The organism is Pseudoalteromonas haloplanktis ATCC 14393, assembly GCF_000238355.1.
GTDB lineage: Bacteria > Pseudomonadota > Gammaproteobacteria > Enterobacterales > Alteromonadaceae > Pseudoalteromonas > Pseudoalteromonas haloplanktis.
In genome coordinates this window covers 53809-72939 of record NZ_AHCA01000006.1, presented here as the reverse complement: position 1 = coordinate 72939, position 19131 = coordinate 53809, and the positions used below count along the sequence as shown (strand labels likewise).

Below are 19131 nucleotides of genomic sequence, written 5' to 3'. Positions count from 1 at the left end.
ATCTAGTTGTCCAAGCTTATAATTTGTATATAAATGAAATCATTTCTTTCGTTATATTTTGCCAACCTTTTCTTAATTATTGGCACCAGCTTACTTACCACCTATTTAGCTTTATACTTAGGGCAGCATGGCACCTCAACCTTGTGGATAGGTTTGATGACCTCATGTTACTACCTCGGCTTATTATTAGGGGCTAAGCTTGGCTATCGTCTTATCAAATCGGTCGGCCATATACGTACTTTTGCTGCTAGTACTGCCGCGGTAATAGCGTGTGTTGCGGCGCATGGTGTGAGCGATAACATCTATATTTGGCTCGCCCTAAGGCTTTGCGTGGGTTTAGGTATGATGTGTAATTACATGGTGCTAGAAAGCTGGCTTAACGAACAAGCAGCACCTGAGTCTCGTGGTCGGGTGTTCTCCTTTTATATGATCACTTCCTATTTAGGCACTATTTTAGGCCAGTTCGCTTTGGCTGAATTTCCTGAGTTAGGCTATGCACCACTGTTTTTAGTCTGCATGGCACTGGCTATTGGTATAATTCCAATTTCAATCACCCGCAGAATTCACCCAAAGCCCTTGAAGCCAATTCAAGTAAGCTTGTTTGATTACTTTAAAAAAGTACCTCAGTCTATGACCGCAGTGCATTTTGCTGGCATTATTAATGGTAGTTTTTACGGTCTTGCGCCAACCTTTGCTAAATTGTCGGGCTTTAGCTCATCTGAAATCGCCATTTTTATGTCTGCCACTATTTTAGCTGGTTTATTAGCGCAATGGCCCATGGGCATGCTATCAGATAGAGTTCGCCGCAGTGTACTACTGCGCAGTAATGCTGTCGCCATCTGCTTGGTCAGCCTTGCTTTATTTATACTGCCAATTTCACAAACGCTTGCCTTTGTGCTGACGTTTATGTTCGGATTATTTGCTTTTACGTTATATCCATTGTCATCGGCTTTAGCCAACTCCCGAGTGGAAGACGAAGAGCGCGTAGGCGTCTCTTCAGCATTACTGGTTGCTTTTGGAGCAGGCGCTGCACTTGGCTCAACCGCTAATGCACAGATCATGAGTTATTTTGGCCATCAAGCGTTATATGCATCACTAGCAACATTAACAGTATTGATGTATTTATTACTTACCTTCATAAATTCAAAACAAAAAGTAGAACAACCTGAGCCGAGCGATTACGTGGTCGGTACGTCTGACGTTACCAATTCTCCACTAGCGGCGACCATGGACCCACGAATTGAAGAGACCACCGCTCATGATCAAATGCTGGTGGTTGATGAGGTGGATGATGAATACGAAGAAAATAACGACACGCCCAATCAAAACCCCCTGCAGGGCGATCTTTTTAAGGATCGCCAAAGTGATACTTAGTATGCAAAGCCAAAAGTAACGACTCCTAAAAAAGCGATAATCAGCAGGTAACACTTTAGCTGATATAGCTTTTCTAACATTAACAAAGCAGTTGAAACACGTTCCTCATACCGGTTTTATTGCTTCCTAGAAGTCTTCAATGTACCCTTAATGGATATCTCAAACTAGTAAGCAATTATGTATAAGCGCAAACTTTTTTATTTTGGTCTTACCACCGCTTTTATTTTATTTTTGGCGCTCCTGAGCACCGCAATCTCCGCCCATTTAACTCGCAAAAACTTACAACAAAGCAATATTGCCCAGTCATTATTGGTCGAACATGAAAAGCTCTCAAGCATCTCTTACCGACTTTTTAAACAATTAACCGACGAAATTATCTTTGGCCAAAATGCTAACCAAGCCTATGTGCGTCAAAAACAAAACCTGATCCAACAGTCAATCAGTCAGATAAAAAAGCTAGAGATCGAGCAGCGTAATGCACTTGGCTTATCCTTTACCAAAGGCAGCGTTGAAGATACTGATGAACTGGTACGACTCATTGATAAAATAACCGTTGAGTTTAGAGCTGTAGTCAGTAGCGGTAATACCGCCCCTTTGAATCAACAAGCGCAATTAAAGCGCTTACTTGAGGTCACTATTGATGACCAGTTCAGAGAAGCTATAAATTCAGCAGTAGCACGACAAACCCGAGTTGTTGCGGCAATCAACGCCAAAATAGAAATGCTTAACACAACAATATTATGGTTTGCGATCGGCCTAGGTGCGCTTTCTATTCCATTAATATTATATGGCTGTTATTGGTTATTTAATCAGCTCTATCAGCCTCTGATCCTAATCGCTAATGCAACTAACTCGATTGCATTAGGACATTACCAAAAACCGATTTCAGTCACCTTGGATGATGAGTTTGAAGAACTCGCCACCTCCATAAACCAACTGGCACTACGCCTACAAGAACATGAAAAAAACGCAGTACAATCAAGAAAACAATTAGAGCTTGAAGTTCAACAGCGCACCAGTGAGCTCACAGAAGCCAACCTATTGCTTACTAAAATTGATTCAAGACGCCGCCAATTTATTGCCGATGTGTCCCATGAACTACGCACCCCATTAACAATTATTCGCGGGGAAGCACAAGTAACACTGCGCATGCAGTCAGTGTCGGTTGATGATTTTAATCAAACACTAAAATCGATACTCGGGCAAGCCCTCAGCTTAAGCCGCTTAGTGGATGATTTATTACTATTAACACGAGCAGAAATGAATCAAATAAATTTAGAAGTTGCCCCTACACAGATTGTGCGGTTAGTCGAATCAGAAGTTAACAAATGGCAGAAACTCAATCTAACCCGAACAATTACCTTCGATGCTGATGCTAGTTTAAGAGAACTGTTTATAACCATTGATACACAACGGATCCAACAAGTGCTGGCTATTTTATTTGATAACGCAATCAAGTACTCAAAATCAGCCCAACCGATCGAAATTACACTAACTAAAATAAGCTCAATGCTCACTATTGCAATTAAGGATTATGGTGAAGGGATCTCAGCAGCTGAAGTTGACAATATTTTTGAGCGCTTTGTTCGCTTTAGTAAGCACAGTGAAGGCTTAGGGCTTGGGCTACCAATCGCCAAAGCCATTATTGAGGCCCATGATGGCACAATCGGTGTTACTTCAACACAAGGCCAAGGCGCTGTTTTTTCTATCTCGCTTCCTCTGGAGCATACATAATGAATATCTTACTCGCCGATGACGAGCAGCCGCTCTTAAACTTCCTTTCTCGCGGGTTACGCAGTGAAGGCTATGAATGCAATAGCATCAATGAATTACACGAAGTGCTGCCGTTTATTAAAAAAAATACCCCGCACATACTAATACTAGACAGGCTATTTGGTTGCCAAGATAGTATATCGATACTTAACGCTATTAAAACTCTTCCCAGCCCACCTATGGTGCTTATGCTAACAGCATTAGATGAAGTGCCTGAACGAGTCAAAGGACTGGAAATGGGGGCAGATGATTACCTATGTAAACCCTTTGATTTTGATGAACTATTAGCCCGTGTATTAGCCTTAAAGCGACGTATGACAACTGGGCACCAACAAAGTCAAACAACGCTCGATATTGGCTCATTGACGCTGAATATCCAGCAACGTATTGCCTTACTTAACGATCAAGAATTACCGCTAACAAAAATTGAATTTGAGTTACTACTGTATTTTGTTGAAAACCAAGACAAGGTATTGTCGCGTGAACGAATATTGAGTCGGGTATGGCAAACTTACAATGATCCCAATACTAATATTATTGATGTATATGTTAGCCGACTAAGGAAAAAAATCGAAACACAGCACAATCTCACTATTCAAACCTTGCGTGGTAATGGCTATCGGATGAGTTTAAAGTAGCGCGAGTCGACAAGTACTCACGCACCCAACTATATCTGCTTAGTGTGAAATAGGTGACAATAACTTAGGGTTTTGTACTAAATTACGAACACCATGAGCATAGTCTTCATTAAATACATTGTCATCGCACCACTTACCAACACTGTTTATATCAACCACAGCAACAAGGGGTCGTACGCTCCAACTCACCTGTATCGGCGACGCTTTTTCGTTATAAGCAGGCCCAGTTGTTGAACCTAAATACTCAACGGGGATCCCCATATTTGTAGGTATATTAGGTGCTTGATAGTAACCATTTACTTGCTCTATCTCAGTGAGCTGAGCAAAGTTAACAGCCTGCTTATCATTAGCTAATACAATAACCTGACCTTCAACACGAAACGCAGGATTCATAGTGCTATCCGCTAAACAAGCGGCTAAAGTCGGCCCTGGGCTCACTTGTGCTGACGAATACACAAAGTGTACTTCTAAAGTATCACCCACTTTTAACGAGTCACCTTTTGCAGCGCATACCTTACCTGCAATAGGTTTTAATTGGCTCGCCGACAATATGCCATCGTATACGTAACCTGTATTATGACCTTTACCATCGCCGTTGCCCGCATAAGTGGTAAACTCACCGCCTTTATGTTCAGCATTTTTATGAAAGTGAATATTACATAAATTAAGATCACTACGATTGGGAGCCGCAGCAAAGTGACGTAAGTTGGTGCCATAGTATTGATCGATATCACGTGGGGATTGCGGTCCAAATCCTTTACCCTGAGTATTTTTCTCAAGCGCTCTACGCTGTTCAGTCAGCACACTATCACTAATTCCATTAGCAGCGACTACGCCACTTACAGCCAATGTAGAGAAACTAATAAACCATGTACATTTTGCAAATACTGCTGTTTTCTTCTGCTTCACTTTTATTTATGCCTTTTATATTTATTAATAAGGCCATGTTACTGAAAGTATCTAAAAAAGACTTTTCAGGAACATTAAAATAAGATTAAAAGCCAGCTCAACCGCTACATAATTATTAGCAAAAATATAATAATTTATAACCTCCAGCCACTGAGTTTAAATATTTAATTATGCTTAGCGTTAAGACTCGACAAACTAACATTTAAAGTTAAAAATAAGCCTTTCGTAAGAAGGATTTTATGTATGTTTAAATGGTTTTTATGCTTTATTTCGCTAATTTTTATCACCTACTGTGTAAGCGCACACACTGATCATACTCAATCACCTAACGTTAGTATCAACACCGCAGAAGTGAATTTAACTCAATTTCCAATGAGTTACTTTATCGACACCAGCGAAGAAATGCCCTTTAAACAAATACAAAAACAACCCTTTATCCAGAGTAAAAGTGAAATAACCTTAGGCACAAATGCCAAAACAACCTGGTCTAAAATAGTCATTCATAATGAATCCCCCCAGCAGCGAACGTTATTTTTACATAATGAAGATGCCTACCACCTACAAAATGTTGATTTTTATGAAACAAAAAATGGAGATTTGTTAAACCAAGTTAATATTCAACTTGATAAAGTAGGCCCTCATAACAACATATATGGCGGAACTGCCATATTCTCATTTGACCTTGCAGCTGATGAACGTAAAACAATTTTTGTACGAAGCGTGACGTTTTCCCATCAGTGGTACGCCCTATCATTATACGACGAAGAACATTCAAAGCGGGCTTTAATTGGCAGCAGTAATTACATCTCTCTATTGGTCGGGATGATGCTGGCATTAATGATTTATAATTTTTTCTTATACTTATCAGCTAGAAAAATCGAAAATATCGTGTATGCCTTCTATTTAATTTCAGGCATCATTTGGGTATCACTATCTTATGGTCTCGGCGCTAACTTTTTTGGTATCTTTAGTGCTGACCTTCTGCAGTTCAATTCTACTTTATATAGCATGCCCAGTTTTTTAATTTTGTTTATGATGCTTATATTTGAAACCAAAAGCCGTTACCCGAAAGAGCATATTGCACTATGTATCATATTAACTATTTTAGTTGCTGAATTTTTTTATAGCTTATTTGATCTAGTCAATGCATTAAAACCAGCGAGTACCTTAGCTGCATTAATGATGACAGTGACGCTCGGCGTATCTATCTCGCTTTGGCGAAAACGTGACCCACTTGCGAAATACTTTTTTTTGGGGCATTCGATGTTTATTATTTTTAATATGCTGGCAGTTCTTTATTACAAAGGTATCACCGAATCAAATCAAATTAATAGCCATGGCGTAGGTATAGGGATCGTACTTGAAGGATTGATGATGGCATTTATTTTGTCATACAGGATCAGAACATTAGAGAAAATAAAGTCAGCACAAACAGAGTTAAAACGGCTCGCAGATACCGATCCACTCACCAAACTCTATAATCGACGCTATTTTGACAAAACATGCTTACAATTACTGACGCAAAGCCAAACAGCAGGTACCGAATTATCGATCATTGTTGCTGATCTCGATCATTTTAAAGACATAAATGACACATATGGCCACGACGTGGGTGATCAAGTCATCATAGCGTTTGCAAATATTTTAATAAAACACCAAGCCGCCAATGATATTGCGTGTCGAATGGGCGGCGAAGAGTTTCTATTATTACTTAACTGTAACGCCGAAAAAGCCCACGCTATCGCGAAACACATCCGCAGTGATGCTGAAAAGTGTATTGTGAGAACAGAAGCTAACCTAGAGGTTCGATTTACAGTCAGCATTGGACTTCAGCCTGTTTCACATACAACAGACAATATAAAGGACAGCATTTCGATGGCCGACCAAGCGCTTTACAAGGCCAAAAAACAAGGTAGAAATTGTGTAGTTGCAGCTAGTTGAAAGCGGGTAGCTGATACCAATCGACTTAAATATTTAACCATTCTAGCGAGCTAAATGGTTAGTAACTTAACACGATTGGTATGACAACTAGCTTCAAGCCAAGATGAACTCAGCACTTTAGTGAAGTTTTTTAGGTCCTCGGCGAACTAATTCTTTGCCGTTTTCAAATACATCTTGAGTTACCCAACGCCCTAACAACAACTTATGGGTATCATCAAGTACCGCGATAAACGGGCGACCATTGGTATTATTCGTTGCTAACGCGACCCCTGCAACATTTTTTAAACCTAGCCCACCATTATCAATCAGTAATAAAAATGCTTCTAGCTCTTCAAGGGTGTCGATTATATCGTTATCGTTGATCATCGTGTTTTTACTCTGTTACTTCTTAATCCATAAAGAATAACAGTTTGAGTGGCACAGGTTAAGTAAGCCGATAATTAACGTATTTATTTGCGCTTAACTTATATACGTTAGATAGTACCTCTAAACATAGCTGTAATCGCATAGGACTCCCATGATCAAACAACTTTTAACTACGAGCTTAATCTTATCTTCCTTCAGTGCTTTAAGCGCCAATTTAACGGTTGAAGAACAGCGTATTGAAAAGGCCAACACAGTAATACCGCAAGTTGTAGCTGCATTTGCTAAGGATATTGCTGAATTTGAGCAAGATTGGAAAAACTTAAAAAGCTATAAGCAAGCTACCGACTTACTCCATGATTATTCAAGCCAACTATGGTTAGACGCGAAACAGCGCATTACAACATCTAAAAATTATGATGATCGCGAACTTTACTGGGCACGGTTACTATCAAGTAAAGTGATCCGTACTGTAAAACCTGCTTTTGCACTTACATCAGCAGAGCAAAATGCACTGTTAACACAGTTAGAAAACGGCAGTCGCGGTCGCACCGATTTGGCTTACACACAAAGCACCAATAAAAAAATTTTACTCACTGGCTTTGACCCATTTTTACTGGATAAGAACATCAATCAAAGTAACCCATCCGGTGTTGCGGCACTATTACTTGATGGCCAAGTGATCACCTATAAAGGTATTACCGCTGAGATAAATACGGTTATGGTGCCAGTGCGTTACGAAGATTTTGATCAAGGCATTATTGAAGCACTACTCGCCCCTTATTACGCACTGAATAATGTAGATATGATTGTTACTGTAAGTATGGGTGGTAAAGAATTTGATCTTGAACGCTTTCCGGGCAAGCGCCGCAGTGTCACTGCTCCTGATAACGCTAATATCATCTACGGTGGTACACAAGCAGCGCCACTTATCCCAAGTTTAAATGACCGACCACTACCTGGCAGTGAATTTGTAGAATTCAGTCTACCCGTAGAGCACATGTTACAAGCTCAAGGGCAGTTTAAAGTAAACGACAACCACAAAGTCATTACGCTTGAGAAAGCGTTTGAACCAAAAAGTCTCGCACAATTGCAAGGTGCTGTTGCCGTTAAAGGTGGTGGCGGTGGCTACTTATCAAATGAAATTTCATACCGCAGTATTCGCCTACGCGATGAACTGAATTCTGACATTCCTACAGGGCATATTCACACCCCTCGCATAGCACAATTTGAACCTGACACTGAGGCTAAAATTGTCCAACAAATCAAAGCCATGTTAGAAAGAAGTTTACTCGCCCTATAATGTAACAAAGCCACCTTTTAAAAGGTGGCTGTACATTTCTAGTTCAGAGCAAGGTTCAAGGCTCACCAAACCAAAGTTGAACTTAAAAATACTAAACACTTGTTTTAAAGTTAAAAAATAAAAAACATGCAGTTCAAAAAGTATGACTGCGAAATTTATGCAATAAAAAATTAAATTTTAGGTGTGAGTATTGGCGCGTCATTCGTATTAATAAGTAATGATAGTCAATTAGAACACAATTATGTCGAGTATTGCACAAGAAAACTACCCACGAATGTCTCAACTAAAACGTACAACTGCTGAAGTACACGATGACTTAGATCAAAAAATAATGGTCCAATCCCCCTTCGCTTCAAAACAAAACTATGCAGATTTTTTACGTTTTCAATACCTGTTGCTAAACCATGTTGAGCCACTTTACAACAGCCACCAATTGGCGCCATTTTTTGCCGATCTTGCAAGCCGGAACCGTTGTCACGCCATAGCCCTTGATTTACAAGATTTGGGCATGCAAGCACATACCGCTACGCAGCAGATCAATCTAGATAACTTAACCCTTGCGCAAGCAGTGGGTTGGTTATATGTAATTGAAGGCTCCAAACTTGGCGCTGCAATGTTAGCAAAAGAAGTTACTCAGCTCGGATTAGATGCGGACTTTGGAGCACGCTTTTTAGCAGGCCCAGGTAATGGTCGTGGCAGTCAATGGCGAGAGTTTATGCAAGCTGTAGAGGCATTGGACTTGACCAGTAATGATGAGCAGGAGCTTTATCAAGGTGCAAAAGATGCGTTTGCTACAGCGCACCAGCTGCTTAATATTATTTATCAGTAATTGCTGTTATAAATGTTAAATGCGGCGCTTAAGCAAACTTTGCCAATTAAGAAGCTAATTTATTTTATAGTAGGCTGCCTATGTGTAGCCTTAGCTATAATAGGCATGCTGCTGCCAGTGATGCCGACTACCGTATTTTTGATTTTAGCCCTTGCCTGCTTTACTCGATCAAACGACAAACTCGCGAATTGGCTACTTTCCCATCCTAGGTTTGGTAAAACTTTATCTAATTGGCAAACAAGACGAGTTATCCCCATGAAAGCTAAGCATTTTGCTACTTTTGGCATGCTTATTAGCTTGGTCATTATTTGGGTTACAAGTCATTCACTGTGGTTAACTGTTTTTTGCTTGTTATTATTTTCACTCGTTGTTAATTACCTTTTCTCAAAACCGAGTGTGCTTGACCAACAAACACATAAACGCTATTTCAAACTGACACAAGGTGTGCTGTTAGCCTTGTTGTGTCACTTTGTATTGGCATGGATTATATTTTTTAAAGCGAGCAGCTCCGTTAAGTCAACGCCGATGCAACAGCCAACGGTCATTGCGATTGAATTAGTTGCAGCACAAGCTCCACAGCCAGAAGTGTATGATGCAAAGAAAATAGCTGCTCAAGCAATGACCAAAGAGCAGCTAATTCAACGTTTAACTGAACAAGCAGCTATCAAACCACAGCCTATTTTGCATATCCGTGGCGATAAAACCACTGAATATCAAAATGTAGTTTTTTTAATGGAGCAAGTGCAACAGGCTGGAATTAACAGCATGAGCTTTATTACCGAAGAAAACAAAAAGTAAGTTAAGTGATAACTCAGCAGGGTTATCACTTACAGGGCAACCTTACACTAGCATTAAGTTATTAGCATATTGATAAAGATACCGTTCGCTGTTTGATTTTAAAAACAACGCACTCTAAAGCCGTTTCACTAAACTATTAGCTGCAAACACTATCGGCTCAGCCGCATCACTACTATTGCCCAACACGGCAAGTATATAGCCCTTATCACGATAAATATTAAGCTGTGCACTCATACCTAAATGAGCGCCATTATGCCCTATAATTTGATTACCTTCATCGCCTCTGACCGAAAAGCCATAGCCATAATTAGGTGAATGTAGCTCTGGTTTTGCTGATGTAGCTTGAGCAGTTAACTCAGCACTTAACAACTGATGATTAATTAATGAAAGCGCAAATCTATGTAAATCACCAACAGTTGAGTACCCGCCACCAGCAGGGCCGCCTTTGACTGCTTGCTTCATCAAATTCTCGGTAATGGCGCCGGTTTCAAACGAATACCAATAATTCCTTGCCGTATTTTTAATGGGCACATCTAAATCAAAACTCCCACTATCAGTCATACCCGCTTTTTGATAAATATGCTGTTGAATAAAAGCGTAGTAATCTTGCTTTGCAACAGACTCAATAACATGGCCCAGCATGCGCATGCCGGTACTGCTGTATTGCCACTGACTACCAGGCTTAAAATTTAATGGGATATTTTTATATAAGGGCAGTGAATCTTGCAATGAACGAATATGTGATTGCTTAGCTTCAAAACCGGCAATGTCACCTAAGCCTGAGGTATGCGTTAATAATTGCTCTATGGTGATAGCATCAAAATCGCCCACTCCAAAATAATCTCTATCCATGTATTGAGTAAGCTTATCATCAAGCGAGAGTTTATTAGCCTCAATCAATTGCATAACCCCCACACTAGTGAACATCTTATTCATAGAGCCAATTTGAAACTTAGTCGTAAGGTTATTTTTTATGTCATAACGTCTTGATGCCAAACCATAGGCTTTTGTAAATAAAACCTTATCAGCTTTTGCAAATAACACCGTACCCGAAAAAACCCCATTTTTAGCAAGCTTTTCTGTTAAGTTTTGAATCGCTTGAGTGACTTTTAATTCAGTTATATTTTCATCATCTAGTTCAAATGTTTCATTCAGCGATAGATACCAATTAGTTATCTTATGCTGTTGATCAAATAAAATGACTGAATCATAACTAAGTCCTGTCGTGTTAGAATCAACATGACTTGTCACCCGCAGTATTTGGTTTTGTAAGTTTTTCGTTATGCTTTTTAGATTCAACTGCTTGTGTAAATTAGCCATACTCGTTATGTAACCTATATAACGTTCACGGCCTGTCCCCTGCCAACGATTAAGGCTTTGCTGTGCAAAGTGATCATCAACATATTTAGTGATAGTCTCAACATCATGGCTGTTAAATACAGTTAAGAACTCTTCAACTACGATTGAAGTATCTAATTGAGATTCATCAGGCTGCTTTGCAGCAACAGAGTATGCTAATACCAGAAGTAATATTATTTGCATCAGTCGCATATTAACGTGTTCCTTTTTTCATTATTTGTTTATCATAAAACAGAATTAGCTGGCTGACTTTGATAGCGTCTAATTCACAGATAAGCGATGAATTTGTGCTTAAAAAACACTTAAGAAAACATTAAGGCAAAAAATAATTAATAATAACAATCAGATAGATAAATACTTAAATACCCCGTTATTCTCTAATGTATTCTATATTAACGAGGCACGTGTAAACCCAACGTCCGGGGAGGTCTCTGTGCATGGACGTACACAGCTGCTCGAACCTAAAGTAATGACAATGCTTATTGTATTGTGCGAACACGCAAACAGCATTATCTCCGCCGAAGAGCTATTCAAACAAGTTTGGCCCCACTCAATTTACAGCCCGAACTCGGTAAGGCGCAATATAGCACTGCTACGAAAAGCATTGTGTGATGACGATAAAAAGTTAATAAAAACACACCCTAAACGTGGTTATAGCTTGCAAGCAATAATTTCATCACTAAGTAGCCCAGCCGACGCCAAAATTTACACAAAACCTAAAGTGAACAACCATAAAATAGCTCGCTATGTCACCGTTCTTTGTACCTTTATTTTTTTAGTCATTACTTGGGCTATTTGGCAAAACACTCCAGCATCACAACAGACTGTAAATAATCTAAAGCCAATTACCGCAAGTAAAGCAATTGAGCATTACATGCGCGTTAGCCCAAATCATGATCACATGGCAATTATAAGAAGTGAGTCACACCAAGGCACAGATAAGCATATTTACATTAAGGATTTAAAGCGTAAAAAAACATGGAAAATTACGAAAGAAGCACAAAACTACACATACCTCGCATGGCGTAACGCCAACTCATTAGTCTATTCAGCATCACACGATAGCGGTATTGAATTTGGACAAATATTATTAGATGACGGCTTACAATCTACACAACAAACACAACTTATTAGGCGTAGTGACATTAGTTGGAATAGCCCATTTTTTATAGATAAAAAACAGCAACTATTTTACCTCGCAAACATAAACGCCTCTGAGCATAGCCGCAATGTAACGCTTTACCAGCACAACCTTATTTCAGGTGAGGTGCGCAAACTTCTCACTCCAAATGATACGTTTAAACCGTATAAAATTAGTTTATCACCACAACAAAATAAACTTGCTGTCATTGGCTTTAATGCAGATTCAATCTCTGTGGTTAAAACTTTTGATATTAAAACAACACAATTTGAGATGATAAAAGCGCTTGACCATAATTGGTACTTTTTAACTTGGCAGCAAGACCAACAATCACTCTTACTCAGTAATGGAAAAGACTTGTCTAAACTTCATGTTAGCGGTGACTGGCAACCTATTTCATACAACAATTATCATTTTCTGCAATATATCCAAGCAGTTGCAGGAAAACTGTACTTTCTAGAAAGGCGTACTGATGAAGACTTATACCTTGCAAATAGAACTGATGTTTCAAATATAAAAACAATTTCAGATTCAAATAATGTAGATACTAGCGCTGCTGTATCACCAAATGAACAAATGGTTACCTATATTTCCAGTAAAAACGGTATCCCGCAATTATTTTTAAAAGAGCTTGATTCAAATAATGAATCTATTATTTTTGACAATCACGCACAAGAGCTCGCACTAGCGCCTCCTGTTTGGCTAAATAACACACACCTTATAAGCGCACTTAACAATCGCCCTTTTGTTATTAGCCTATTAGGTAATAATGTAAATATAAAATGGGTAGATAACCTACTCGGTATTCCACTCATAGCGCTAGAAAACGATGATACATTTATATATGTTGATAAATCAGCTCAGGGAGATTGGCTTTACACATACAACCTATCCACAACACAAAAGCAACCATTGCATGAACAGCTAAATGCTCGCCAATTATTTAAAAATGAACAGCAGCAGTTAATCTCAGCTTCCAACAATACAATTGAAAATATTAGTACCAAAACAAAATTAGTTACAGTAGCAAAGGCAAAGCTACGAGCATTTCCTAGCAAAGACGGTATTTACTATCGCAGCTTTAAGAGCAACAAATATCAACTTGGGTTTTACGGCTATAAAAGTGAAGACGTAAAGCCTCAACACGAGTTAGCTACACTATGCGAGCAAATTTGTGACCAGCTACAGGCTGTTAGCGACAGCTATTATGTTTTATCAAAAAAGGTAAGCCAGGCAGATATTCTGTCACTTGAGATCTCTCATGAAGAATAGCTTATCAAGTACATAAATAGCGCCTGTTGAATTACTAAAATAGAACGTAAGAGTGCTTTAATATTTACTCGTCAGCGGTCGTCTTTGTCTACATCAGATTCAAAACGTAAGATATCGCCCGGTTGACACTCTAAGTGTTTGCAAATAGCATCAAGCGTCGTAAATCGAACAGCCTTTGCTCTCCCTGCTTTTAATACGGACAAATTTTGCGGAGTAATGCCAATGGCTTCAGCAAGCTCTGCCGACTTCATTTTACGCTTTGCAAGCATCACATCTAAATCGATTATTATTGCCATTAAATTACTAACTCTTGTTCTTGTTGCAGCTGTTGTGCCTGTTTCATTATCCATGCAATAACATAAATAATGAGGCCAACTATAAAGCTTATAATGTCAGTGTCTTGAATCATTACAGCTCGTTTGAGATCACTACCTGTGAACATATTTAGCAGTGTGACTAACAACGCGGGATAAAAAGCAACAAACAAAAATTGTAGTATTAACAAGCCACCAAGCCATTTAAAGCATTGAATATTCTTTAAATTAAAAAACAACCCTTGACGGTAAAGCATGAATAAGCGAATTAAAATCAGATTTATAATGATGTATGGCAGCATTTGCGGTAATGCCAACCAAGTCATTGTATTAAAACTATTTGCCGATAATGTATTTGCGGTACTTTTCCAAGAACCAGTAACTTCAAGCCCTATCCACAAGCGGGTACCGTTAGCTTGAGTAAAATTTAAAACATCACTGCCATTAAGAAACACTACAAGGGCAGTTATTAATAAAGTAGCTAGGGTCAAAAAAAGTAACGTTAGTATTACGTTACTCATCATTATTATTTTTTTCATTTTAAGATTTCTTTTCGTTCAACTGCTTTACTAATCGCTGATAATGTAGCTGTAACTTATCACCAGTTAATGCATTACCATGGTGCTTGCCTTTTACAATATATAATTGCTTTTGCTTTGAAAGTGCATGTTGATATAAAGTTTCAGCTAATACAGGTGGTGTTTGAGTATCATTTTCACCAGTAATTATTAAAAGCGGGGCTGTAAATGATTCCACGACTTTTAAATTATCAACCCTAGCGAGTTCATCGCTAAAATGAAGCTCTACAAACGGCTTTACAAACCAAGGGATACGTTGTGATGTCATTTGCTGCACATTGGTAATACTGCCTTCAAGTACTAACGCATCCGCAGATCGCTCGCTTGCGACGTACCCTGCAATGACACTGCCTAAAGAGTGCCCATGCAAAATAATAGGGGCATTCTCAAGGTCAACAAGGTTGGCGGCATAATCATAAACAGACAATGCATCGCGCTTTAAGTTTTCAACTGTTGGCGTGCCTTCACTATTACCGTAACCTCGATGATCAACCATTAAAATATTTACATTCATTGGCAATATTTGCTGTGCGGGTTCACCTCCAGCAACGCTTACACGAAATTGATTACCACCAAAATAAATGACCGTTGCTTGCGCATTATCAACCTTTATCAAGGTGCCACTCAACGTCACATCGTCAAACCCATTAATGGTTATGTTTTCTGTTGTAGCTGTTGGTTCTATTTTATTGAGTTCTTTAACCTGTATCTTTTGATCCGGATTCAAAAAGTGTGACTCATTAACTGAGATTGTCGTACATGCAGTTTGCAGCACAACTAACACTACCGTAGCAACAGTTAGTAACCTATGTTTCATTTTAAGCTCCCCTAGTAAAGAATTTACTATGGCACTGAAAAAATTAAAAAACAACTAAAATTACCGATAATCGATAACTTATTACTGTTTATAACGCTAAACTAACGTCTTTCCACTTTACATAATATCGAACTCATGTGTTTCACATAGACATAAAAAAGCCGCTACAGTATTGTAGAAGCTATTTTAAATTACTTAGGTTTTACTCACCTTTAATGGCAAAGCTTTTGCTCAACTGTTCACCAATCGCTAGCTATTTGATTTTACCCAATTGCCATTGTCGTTTTTACTATAACTACCTTTAACTGCAGACCAAGCTACTTTATGTGCCGTTGTTTCTCGGTCATCATCGCCTTTTCTATCGCTTGGATCCTCATAAGTATCCCAAGCACTATTAAAAGCCTCTTGGTATATCTCTTGAGCATGCTTTGGTAAGTTATTTTTTACTGAATCAGGTAATTCATCACGATTATCGTATTGCATGTGGTGTTCTCCCTATCTATTTAATAACACCACATGCAATACGACCTCCGCCACCACCGAGTGGTTTTGGCTTATCCGCGTAGTTGTCGTTACCTTCATGAACCATGATTGCATGTTGTTTAAGTTCATCAAGAGTGATCCTTGGCGCCAGTACAGGAGACTTAGCTTCGCCTTGTTCATTAACATACAATGCAGGTAAATCACCTAAGTGCCCATCTCCCCAAGGGGAATCATGATGTTCAGTTGCCTTTGGATCAAAATGGCCACCAGCGGCTCCCGCAGGTACAACTTTCCCCTCTTTAACTTTAGGCTCACAGCTCGCAAATTGATGAATATGGAACCCGTGTTGGCCAGGAGTTAATCCTTTTAAGTCAGGAGTTAACACAACACCGTGGTCATTTTCTGAGAGTGTGATAGTACCCAGTAACTGCCCCTGTCCAGACTTTATTACCTGATGCATTTCAACGTTAATGTTCGCCAAAGCGGTATTTTGCAGGAATATACTGGCAAATAATACGGCACAAGCAGGTTTTGAAATACGTGCCACACTTTTTTTCACTGGTGAATTAAACTGCAAGCTATTCATCATTATCTCCTCGTTTAGTATGAATTTGATAAAACAAAACGCTAAATAAAGCGACTGTTTTGTATAAAGATTCAAACTCCATACCAAATAGGATACGTTCTCTAACACACACCCAAAAATAAGAGTAACATATTGATTTTAAATAGAATAAAAAATTATAAAGTGTAGAAATTAACTATACAAGGCTAGCGGTAATAATAAATTACACAACGACTAGGGCATAATTACAAAGCCAGTGACAACTTTACAAAACGGATCAGGTGAAATTAATGAACAAATAAAATTAAACTCGATAAAGCCTGTTAGTTTGTATCAGTTCATCACCAATATCATGGCCATACTCATCGTTAACTGCTTTAAACTGGTGCCTAACTTAAATCTGCTTAAGGTTGTTGGCAAATGATAAGCTCGGTTATAATCGGTTTTTATGGCTATCTTTTTAGCCTCTAACTTGGATCACCACAATGAAAAAACTCTCTGCCGTGCAAATAAAGCAACAAGCACTTGTGCTAAATGTTGCTGATACCATTGAAGAACAAGGTCGTAATGAACTCCCTGGTATGCTGCAATGCTGGTTTGATGTTGAATACCACTTATTTCCAGGGTCTTTGCTAATGTGCTTTCAGTTTGAGAATGAACAAGCGCTGGCAGCCTCAGAGCCTGAGTTATTAAAATGGCAAAAGCGCTTAAGTGGCGCGATGCTGAAAAAAGGCGTGATTTTAAAAGATATGCGTAAACATTTAGTGTTTACCCTCAAAGGGCCTGATGATTGAGTCAGGCTTTCGTCACTAATAGTCGCGTCATTTTCAGGCTAACGCTTGACCTACAAAAAATTTATACCGCGCTATTTTAACTACTTTCAAGCGCATGATAATTTACATGCTCGATCAATGCAGGGAAAAACGCCAAGAAAATTTCATCTAACTCACTGTAATAGCGTGCTATATCTTCTGCTGCACCAGTAAACGTATTCGCAAAACGAATTCGCGCAGCAATATTATCAAGCGCCAGCCCCACCCCTGAGATCGTTTCATATTCTTTAAACCAGTCGTTTCTTGTCATGCTAGTTACCACGCGCTGCATTCGTACTGGCATAATTGGTATACGCTTACCCAAAAGAGCGAAACTGCTTTTCTTGAACTCACTTAAGGGCTGCTCGTTAAAGCGTTGCCAATGCTGGATCAAGAAGTGATCAAACATCACATCAATTGCAACGCCTGCAAAGCGTTTACGTTTAGAGGAAAAATACTGCTTAGCTTCTTTAACTAGAGGGTGAGTATCAGTGAATTTATCAACTAAATAATGGTTATCAAGTGCATTTTTAACAGTGTCAGGTATCTGTATAAGCTGCCGTTGACCACCAAAATCACCAAGCAGATTGCCAAAATGCGAATCAGCCGTTGGTTGTGCTAAATAAAGATGCGCTAAATAATTCAAAGAAACCTCAGTAAAAATTGTTTTATACGTTATACCCGATTTAAAACCTGGAATAGCAACCCAAACAGCTGTTTTTATTATGTATTAGGTCACAGGCCAAATAGGCTAGCACTGTAACTACCATAATATAGCCATTAGAGTGTATAACTAACCAGGTTAACGAGTAAAACAGTTAGCCTTACACGCAACAATAAGAACAACCCTACGGTGGTGAGCTCCCCCTTTCGCACTAAAGCTAAATCGCCCCATTTAATAACCACTTTAAATATTTGCTCATACCACCTTGCAATTACCTGAAATGTGAACTTAGTTTAAAAAATAATGGAGCTTCAATAAAAAGGATTTTGCAATGACTAAGTTCATAATCACCGTTAGTTTACTTTTTTGTTCGCATGCTTACGCGACAAATATTTTTCAGCTGAACTCTGAAGCTAACAATATAAACTTAAAAGATATTCAACCAAACCACCCACAATGGCATGCCAGTTCGATTTATGTAGCTGGTGATGTTGTGACTCACAACAACAGCTTATTTATAGCCGCTTTTTGGGTAAAAGGCATTGAACCAATAGAAAACCAACCCCATTGGGATGGTTGGATTTGGCTGCAAAATACCGTGATAGAAAAGTGGCAAGCAAACAAAGTGTATCAAGCCGGTAACCTTGTAAAACACGGTACTGACTATTATCTTGCCCGCTACTGGAATGAGAATAACGAACCTAAACCTCACAGTAGCTGGCAACGCATTAAAGATTTATTTTACCTAACCCCAGAGCTACCACCTGAACACCCTGACGACTATAAAACGTTGGACGGGGTTGATCAAAATGACAACGGTATTCGTGATGATTATGAGCGCTATGTGTATGAAAAATTTGATTCCCCACAGCTTATCACCTTCAGATTAGGTGCTGCTTCAACATTGCAACTGGTTATTGATATTGAGCAAGGTCGTATCCCAAATTTAGATACTGATATAGGCAGGCAAGTCATTATTGGAATTATGAATATCAATTACTGTACAAGGCAATTACAAAATGAGCACCCACATTTCGCAACCCTAAATCGTTGTATTTCAATACAATTGATCGAGCTTATGCGAACCGGAAAAGTCAAAATAAAATAGCCGATATTTTGCGTTTTGAACCTGGTTTCCACTGGTTGGCTGATCAACACTGTGAAGCTTTAATTGGGGCTAAAATCTACAATAAAGATG

General features: G+C 39.0%; 19 protein-coding genes and 1 pseudogene. 10 read left to right on the top strand and 10 right to left on the bottom strand.

Annotation, left to right across the window (positions count from 1 at the left end; all coding sequences use genetic code 11):
- The first annotated feature begins 33 nt into the window (after positions 1-33).
- From PHAL_RS0112550 to PHAL_RS0112540, 3 genes are all read left to right on the top strand, one after another.
- On the top strand, positions 34-1374 hold the full coding sequence (locus PHAL_RS0112550; protein WP_016708765.1) for an MFS transporter: 1341 nt from the start codon (positions 34-36) through the stop codon (positions 1372-1374).
- A 177-nt stretch (positions 1375-1551) separates the two neighbouring features.
- The gene (locus tag PHAL_RS0112545) at positions 1552-3108 is read left to right on the top strand and encodes a sensor histidine kinase (RefSeq protein ID WP_016708764.1); all 1557 of its coding nucleotides are present in this window, start codon (positions 1552-1554) and stop codon (positions 3106-3108) included.
- On the top strand, positions 3108-3785 hold the full coding sequence (locus PHAL_RS0112540) for a response regulator transcription factor (protein ID WP_016708763.1): 678 nt from the start codon (positions 3108-3110) through the stop codon (positions 3783-3785). The genes PHAL_RS0112545 and PHAL_RS0112540 overlap by 1 nt, the downstream gene beginning before the upstream one ends.
- 39 nt (positions 3786-3824) lie before the next feature.
- Here PHAL_RS0112540 and PHAL_RS0112535 read toward each other — a convergent pair whose 3' ends face one another.
- Positions 3825-4700: a delta-class carbonic anhydrase gene (locus tag PHAL_RS0112535; protein WP_374954835.1), complete on the bottom strand. Its 876-nt coding sequence runs from the start codon at positions 4698-4700 to the stop codon at positions 3825-3827.
- Positions 4701-4937: 237 nt separating this feature from the next.
- Between PHAL_RS0112535 and PHAL_RS0112530 the strand changes: the two genes are divergently transcribed.
- On the top strand, positions 4938-6635 hold the full coding sequence (locus PHAL_RS0112530) for a sensor domain-containing diguanylate cyclase (protein WP_016708761.1): 1698 nt from the start codon (positions 4938-4940) through the stop codon (positions 6633-6635).
- A gap of 117 nt (positions 6636-6752) precedes the next feature.
- On the opposite strand, the gene PHAL_RS0112525 is transcribed toward PHAL_RS0112530, so the two are convergent.
- Positions 6753-7001, bottom strand: a complete 249-nt coding sequence (locus tag PHAL_RS0112525; protein ID WP_016708760.1) for a hypothetical protein — start codon at positions 6999-7001, stop codon at positions 6753-6755.
- A gap of 151 nt (positions 7002-7152) precedes the next feature.
- On the opposite strand from PHAL_RS0112525, the gene PHAL_RS0112520 reads away from it, so the two are divergent.
- The 3 genes from PHAL_RS0112520 (at position 7153) to PHAL_RS23610 (ending at position 9928) form a co-directional block, all read left to right on the top strand.
- Positions 7153-8301, top strand: a complete 1149-nt coding sequence (locus PHAL_RS0112520) for a hypothetical protein (RefSeq protein ID WP_016708759.1) — start codon at positions 7153-7155, stop codon at positions 8299-8301.
- Between the two features lie 241 nt (positions 8302-8542).
- Positions 8543-9130, top strand: coding sequence for a biliverdin-producing heme oxygenase (locus PHAL_RS0112515; protein WP_016708758.1), 588 nt, complete (start codon positions 8543-8545; stop codon positions 9128-9130).
- A gap of 12 nt (positions 9131-9142) precedes the next feature.
- Entirely contained in the window at positions 9143-9928 is a 786-nt protein-coding gene (locus tag PHAL_RS23610; protein ID WP_080571535.1) for a DUF454 family protein, read from the top strand.
- Between the two features lie 114 nt (positions 9929-10042).
- Here PHAL_RS23610 and PHAL_RS0112500 read toward each other — a convergent pair whose 3' ends face one another.
- Positions 10043-11479 (bottom strand): serine hydrolase domain-containing protein, encoded by a 1437-nt coding sequence (locus tag PHAL_RS0112500; RefSeq protein ID WP_016708755.1) that lies wholly within the window; start codon positions 11477-11479, stop codon positions 10043-10045.
- A gap of 241 nt (positions 11480-11720) precedes the next feature.
- Here PHAL_RS0112500 and PHAL_RS0112495 point away from each other — a divergent pair, with 241 nt between their 5' ends.
- Entirely contained in the window at positions 11721-13700 is a 1980-nt protein-coding gene (locus PHAL_RS0112495) for a winged helix-turn-helix domain-containing protein (protein WP_080571534.1), read from the top strand.
- 71 nt (positions 13701-13771) lie between these two features.
- Here PHAL_RS0112495 and PHAL_RS0112490 read toward each other — a convergent pair whose 3' ends face one another.
- The 6 genes and pseudogenes from PHAL_RS0112490 to PHAL_RS24775 form a co-directional block, all read right to left on the bottom strand.
- A complete protein-coding gene (locus PHAL_RS0112490) occupies positions 13772-13996 on the bottom strand; it encodes a helix-turn-helix domain-containing protein (RefSeq protein WP_016708753.1) in 225 nt (74 codons plus the stop codon).
- Entirely contained in the window at positions 13996-14553 is a 558-nt protein-coding gene (locus PHAL_RS0112485; protein WP_016708752.1) for a DUF2975 domain-containing protein, read from the bottom strand. The genes PHAL_RS0112490 and PHAL_RS0112485 overlap by 1 nt, the downstream gene beginning before the upstream one ends.
- Before the next feature lies 1 nt (position 14554).
- A complete protein-coding gene (locus PHAL_RS0112480) occupies positions 14555-15409 on the bottom strand; it encodes an alpha/beta hydrolase (RefSeq protein ID WP_016708751.1) in 855 nt (284 codons plus the stop codon).
- A gap of 249 nt (positions 15410-15658) precedes the next feature.
- On the bottom strand, positions 15659-15892 hold the full coding sequence (locus PHAL_RS0112475; RefSeq protein ID WP_016708750.1) for a ChaB family protein: 234 nt from the start codon (positions 15890-15892) through the stop codon (positions 15659-15661).
- 16 nt (positions 15893-15908) lie between these two features.
- Positions 15909-16478, bottom strand: a complete 570-nt coding sequence (sodC, locus tag PHAL_RS0112470) for a superoxide dismutase family protein (protein WP_016708749.1) — start codon at positions 16476-16478, stop codon at positions 15909-15911.
- A gap of 283 nt (positions 16479-16761) precedes the next feature.
- Positions 16762-16842, bottom strand: a pseudogene (locus PHAL_RS24775) (diguanylate cyclase domain-containing protein); the annotation flags it as partial.
- A 100-nt stretch (positions 16843-16942) separates the two neighbouring features.
- Between PHAL_RS24775 and PHAL_RS0112465 the strand changes: the two are divergent.
- Positions 16943-17251, top strand: a complete 309-nt coding sequence (locus PHAL_RS0112465) for a hypothetical protein (RefSeq protein ID WP_016708748.1) — start codon at positions 16943-16945, stop codon at positions 17249-17251.
- Between the two features lie 76 nt (positions 17252-17327).
- Here PHAL_RS0112465 and PHAL_RS0112460 read toward each other — a convergent pair whose 3' ends face one another.
- Positions 17328-17915 carry an acyl carrier protein phosphodiesterase gene (locus PHAL_RS0112460; protein ID WP_016708747.1) on the bottom strand — a complete coding sequence of 196 codons (588 nt, stop codon included), beginning with the start codon at positions 17913-17915 and terminating at the stop codon, positions 17328-17330.
- Between the two features lie 349 nt (positions 17916-18264).
- Here PHAL_RS0112460 and PHAL_RS23050 point away from each other — a divergent pair, with 349 nt between their 5' ends.
- On the top strand, positions 18265-19041 hold the full coding sequence (locus PHAL_RS23050) for a hypothetical protein (RefSeq protein WP_016708746.1): 777 nt from the start codon (positions 18265-18267) through the stop codon (positions 19039-19041).
- Positions 19042-19131: the final 90 nt, after the last annotated feature.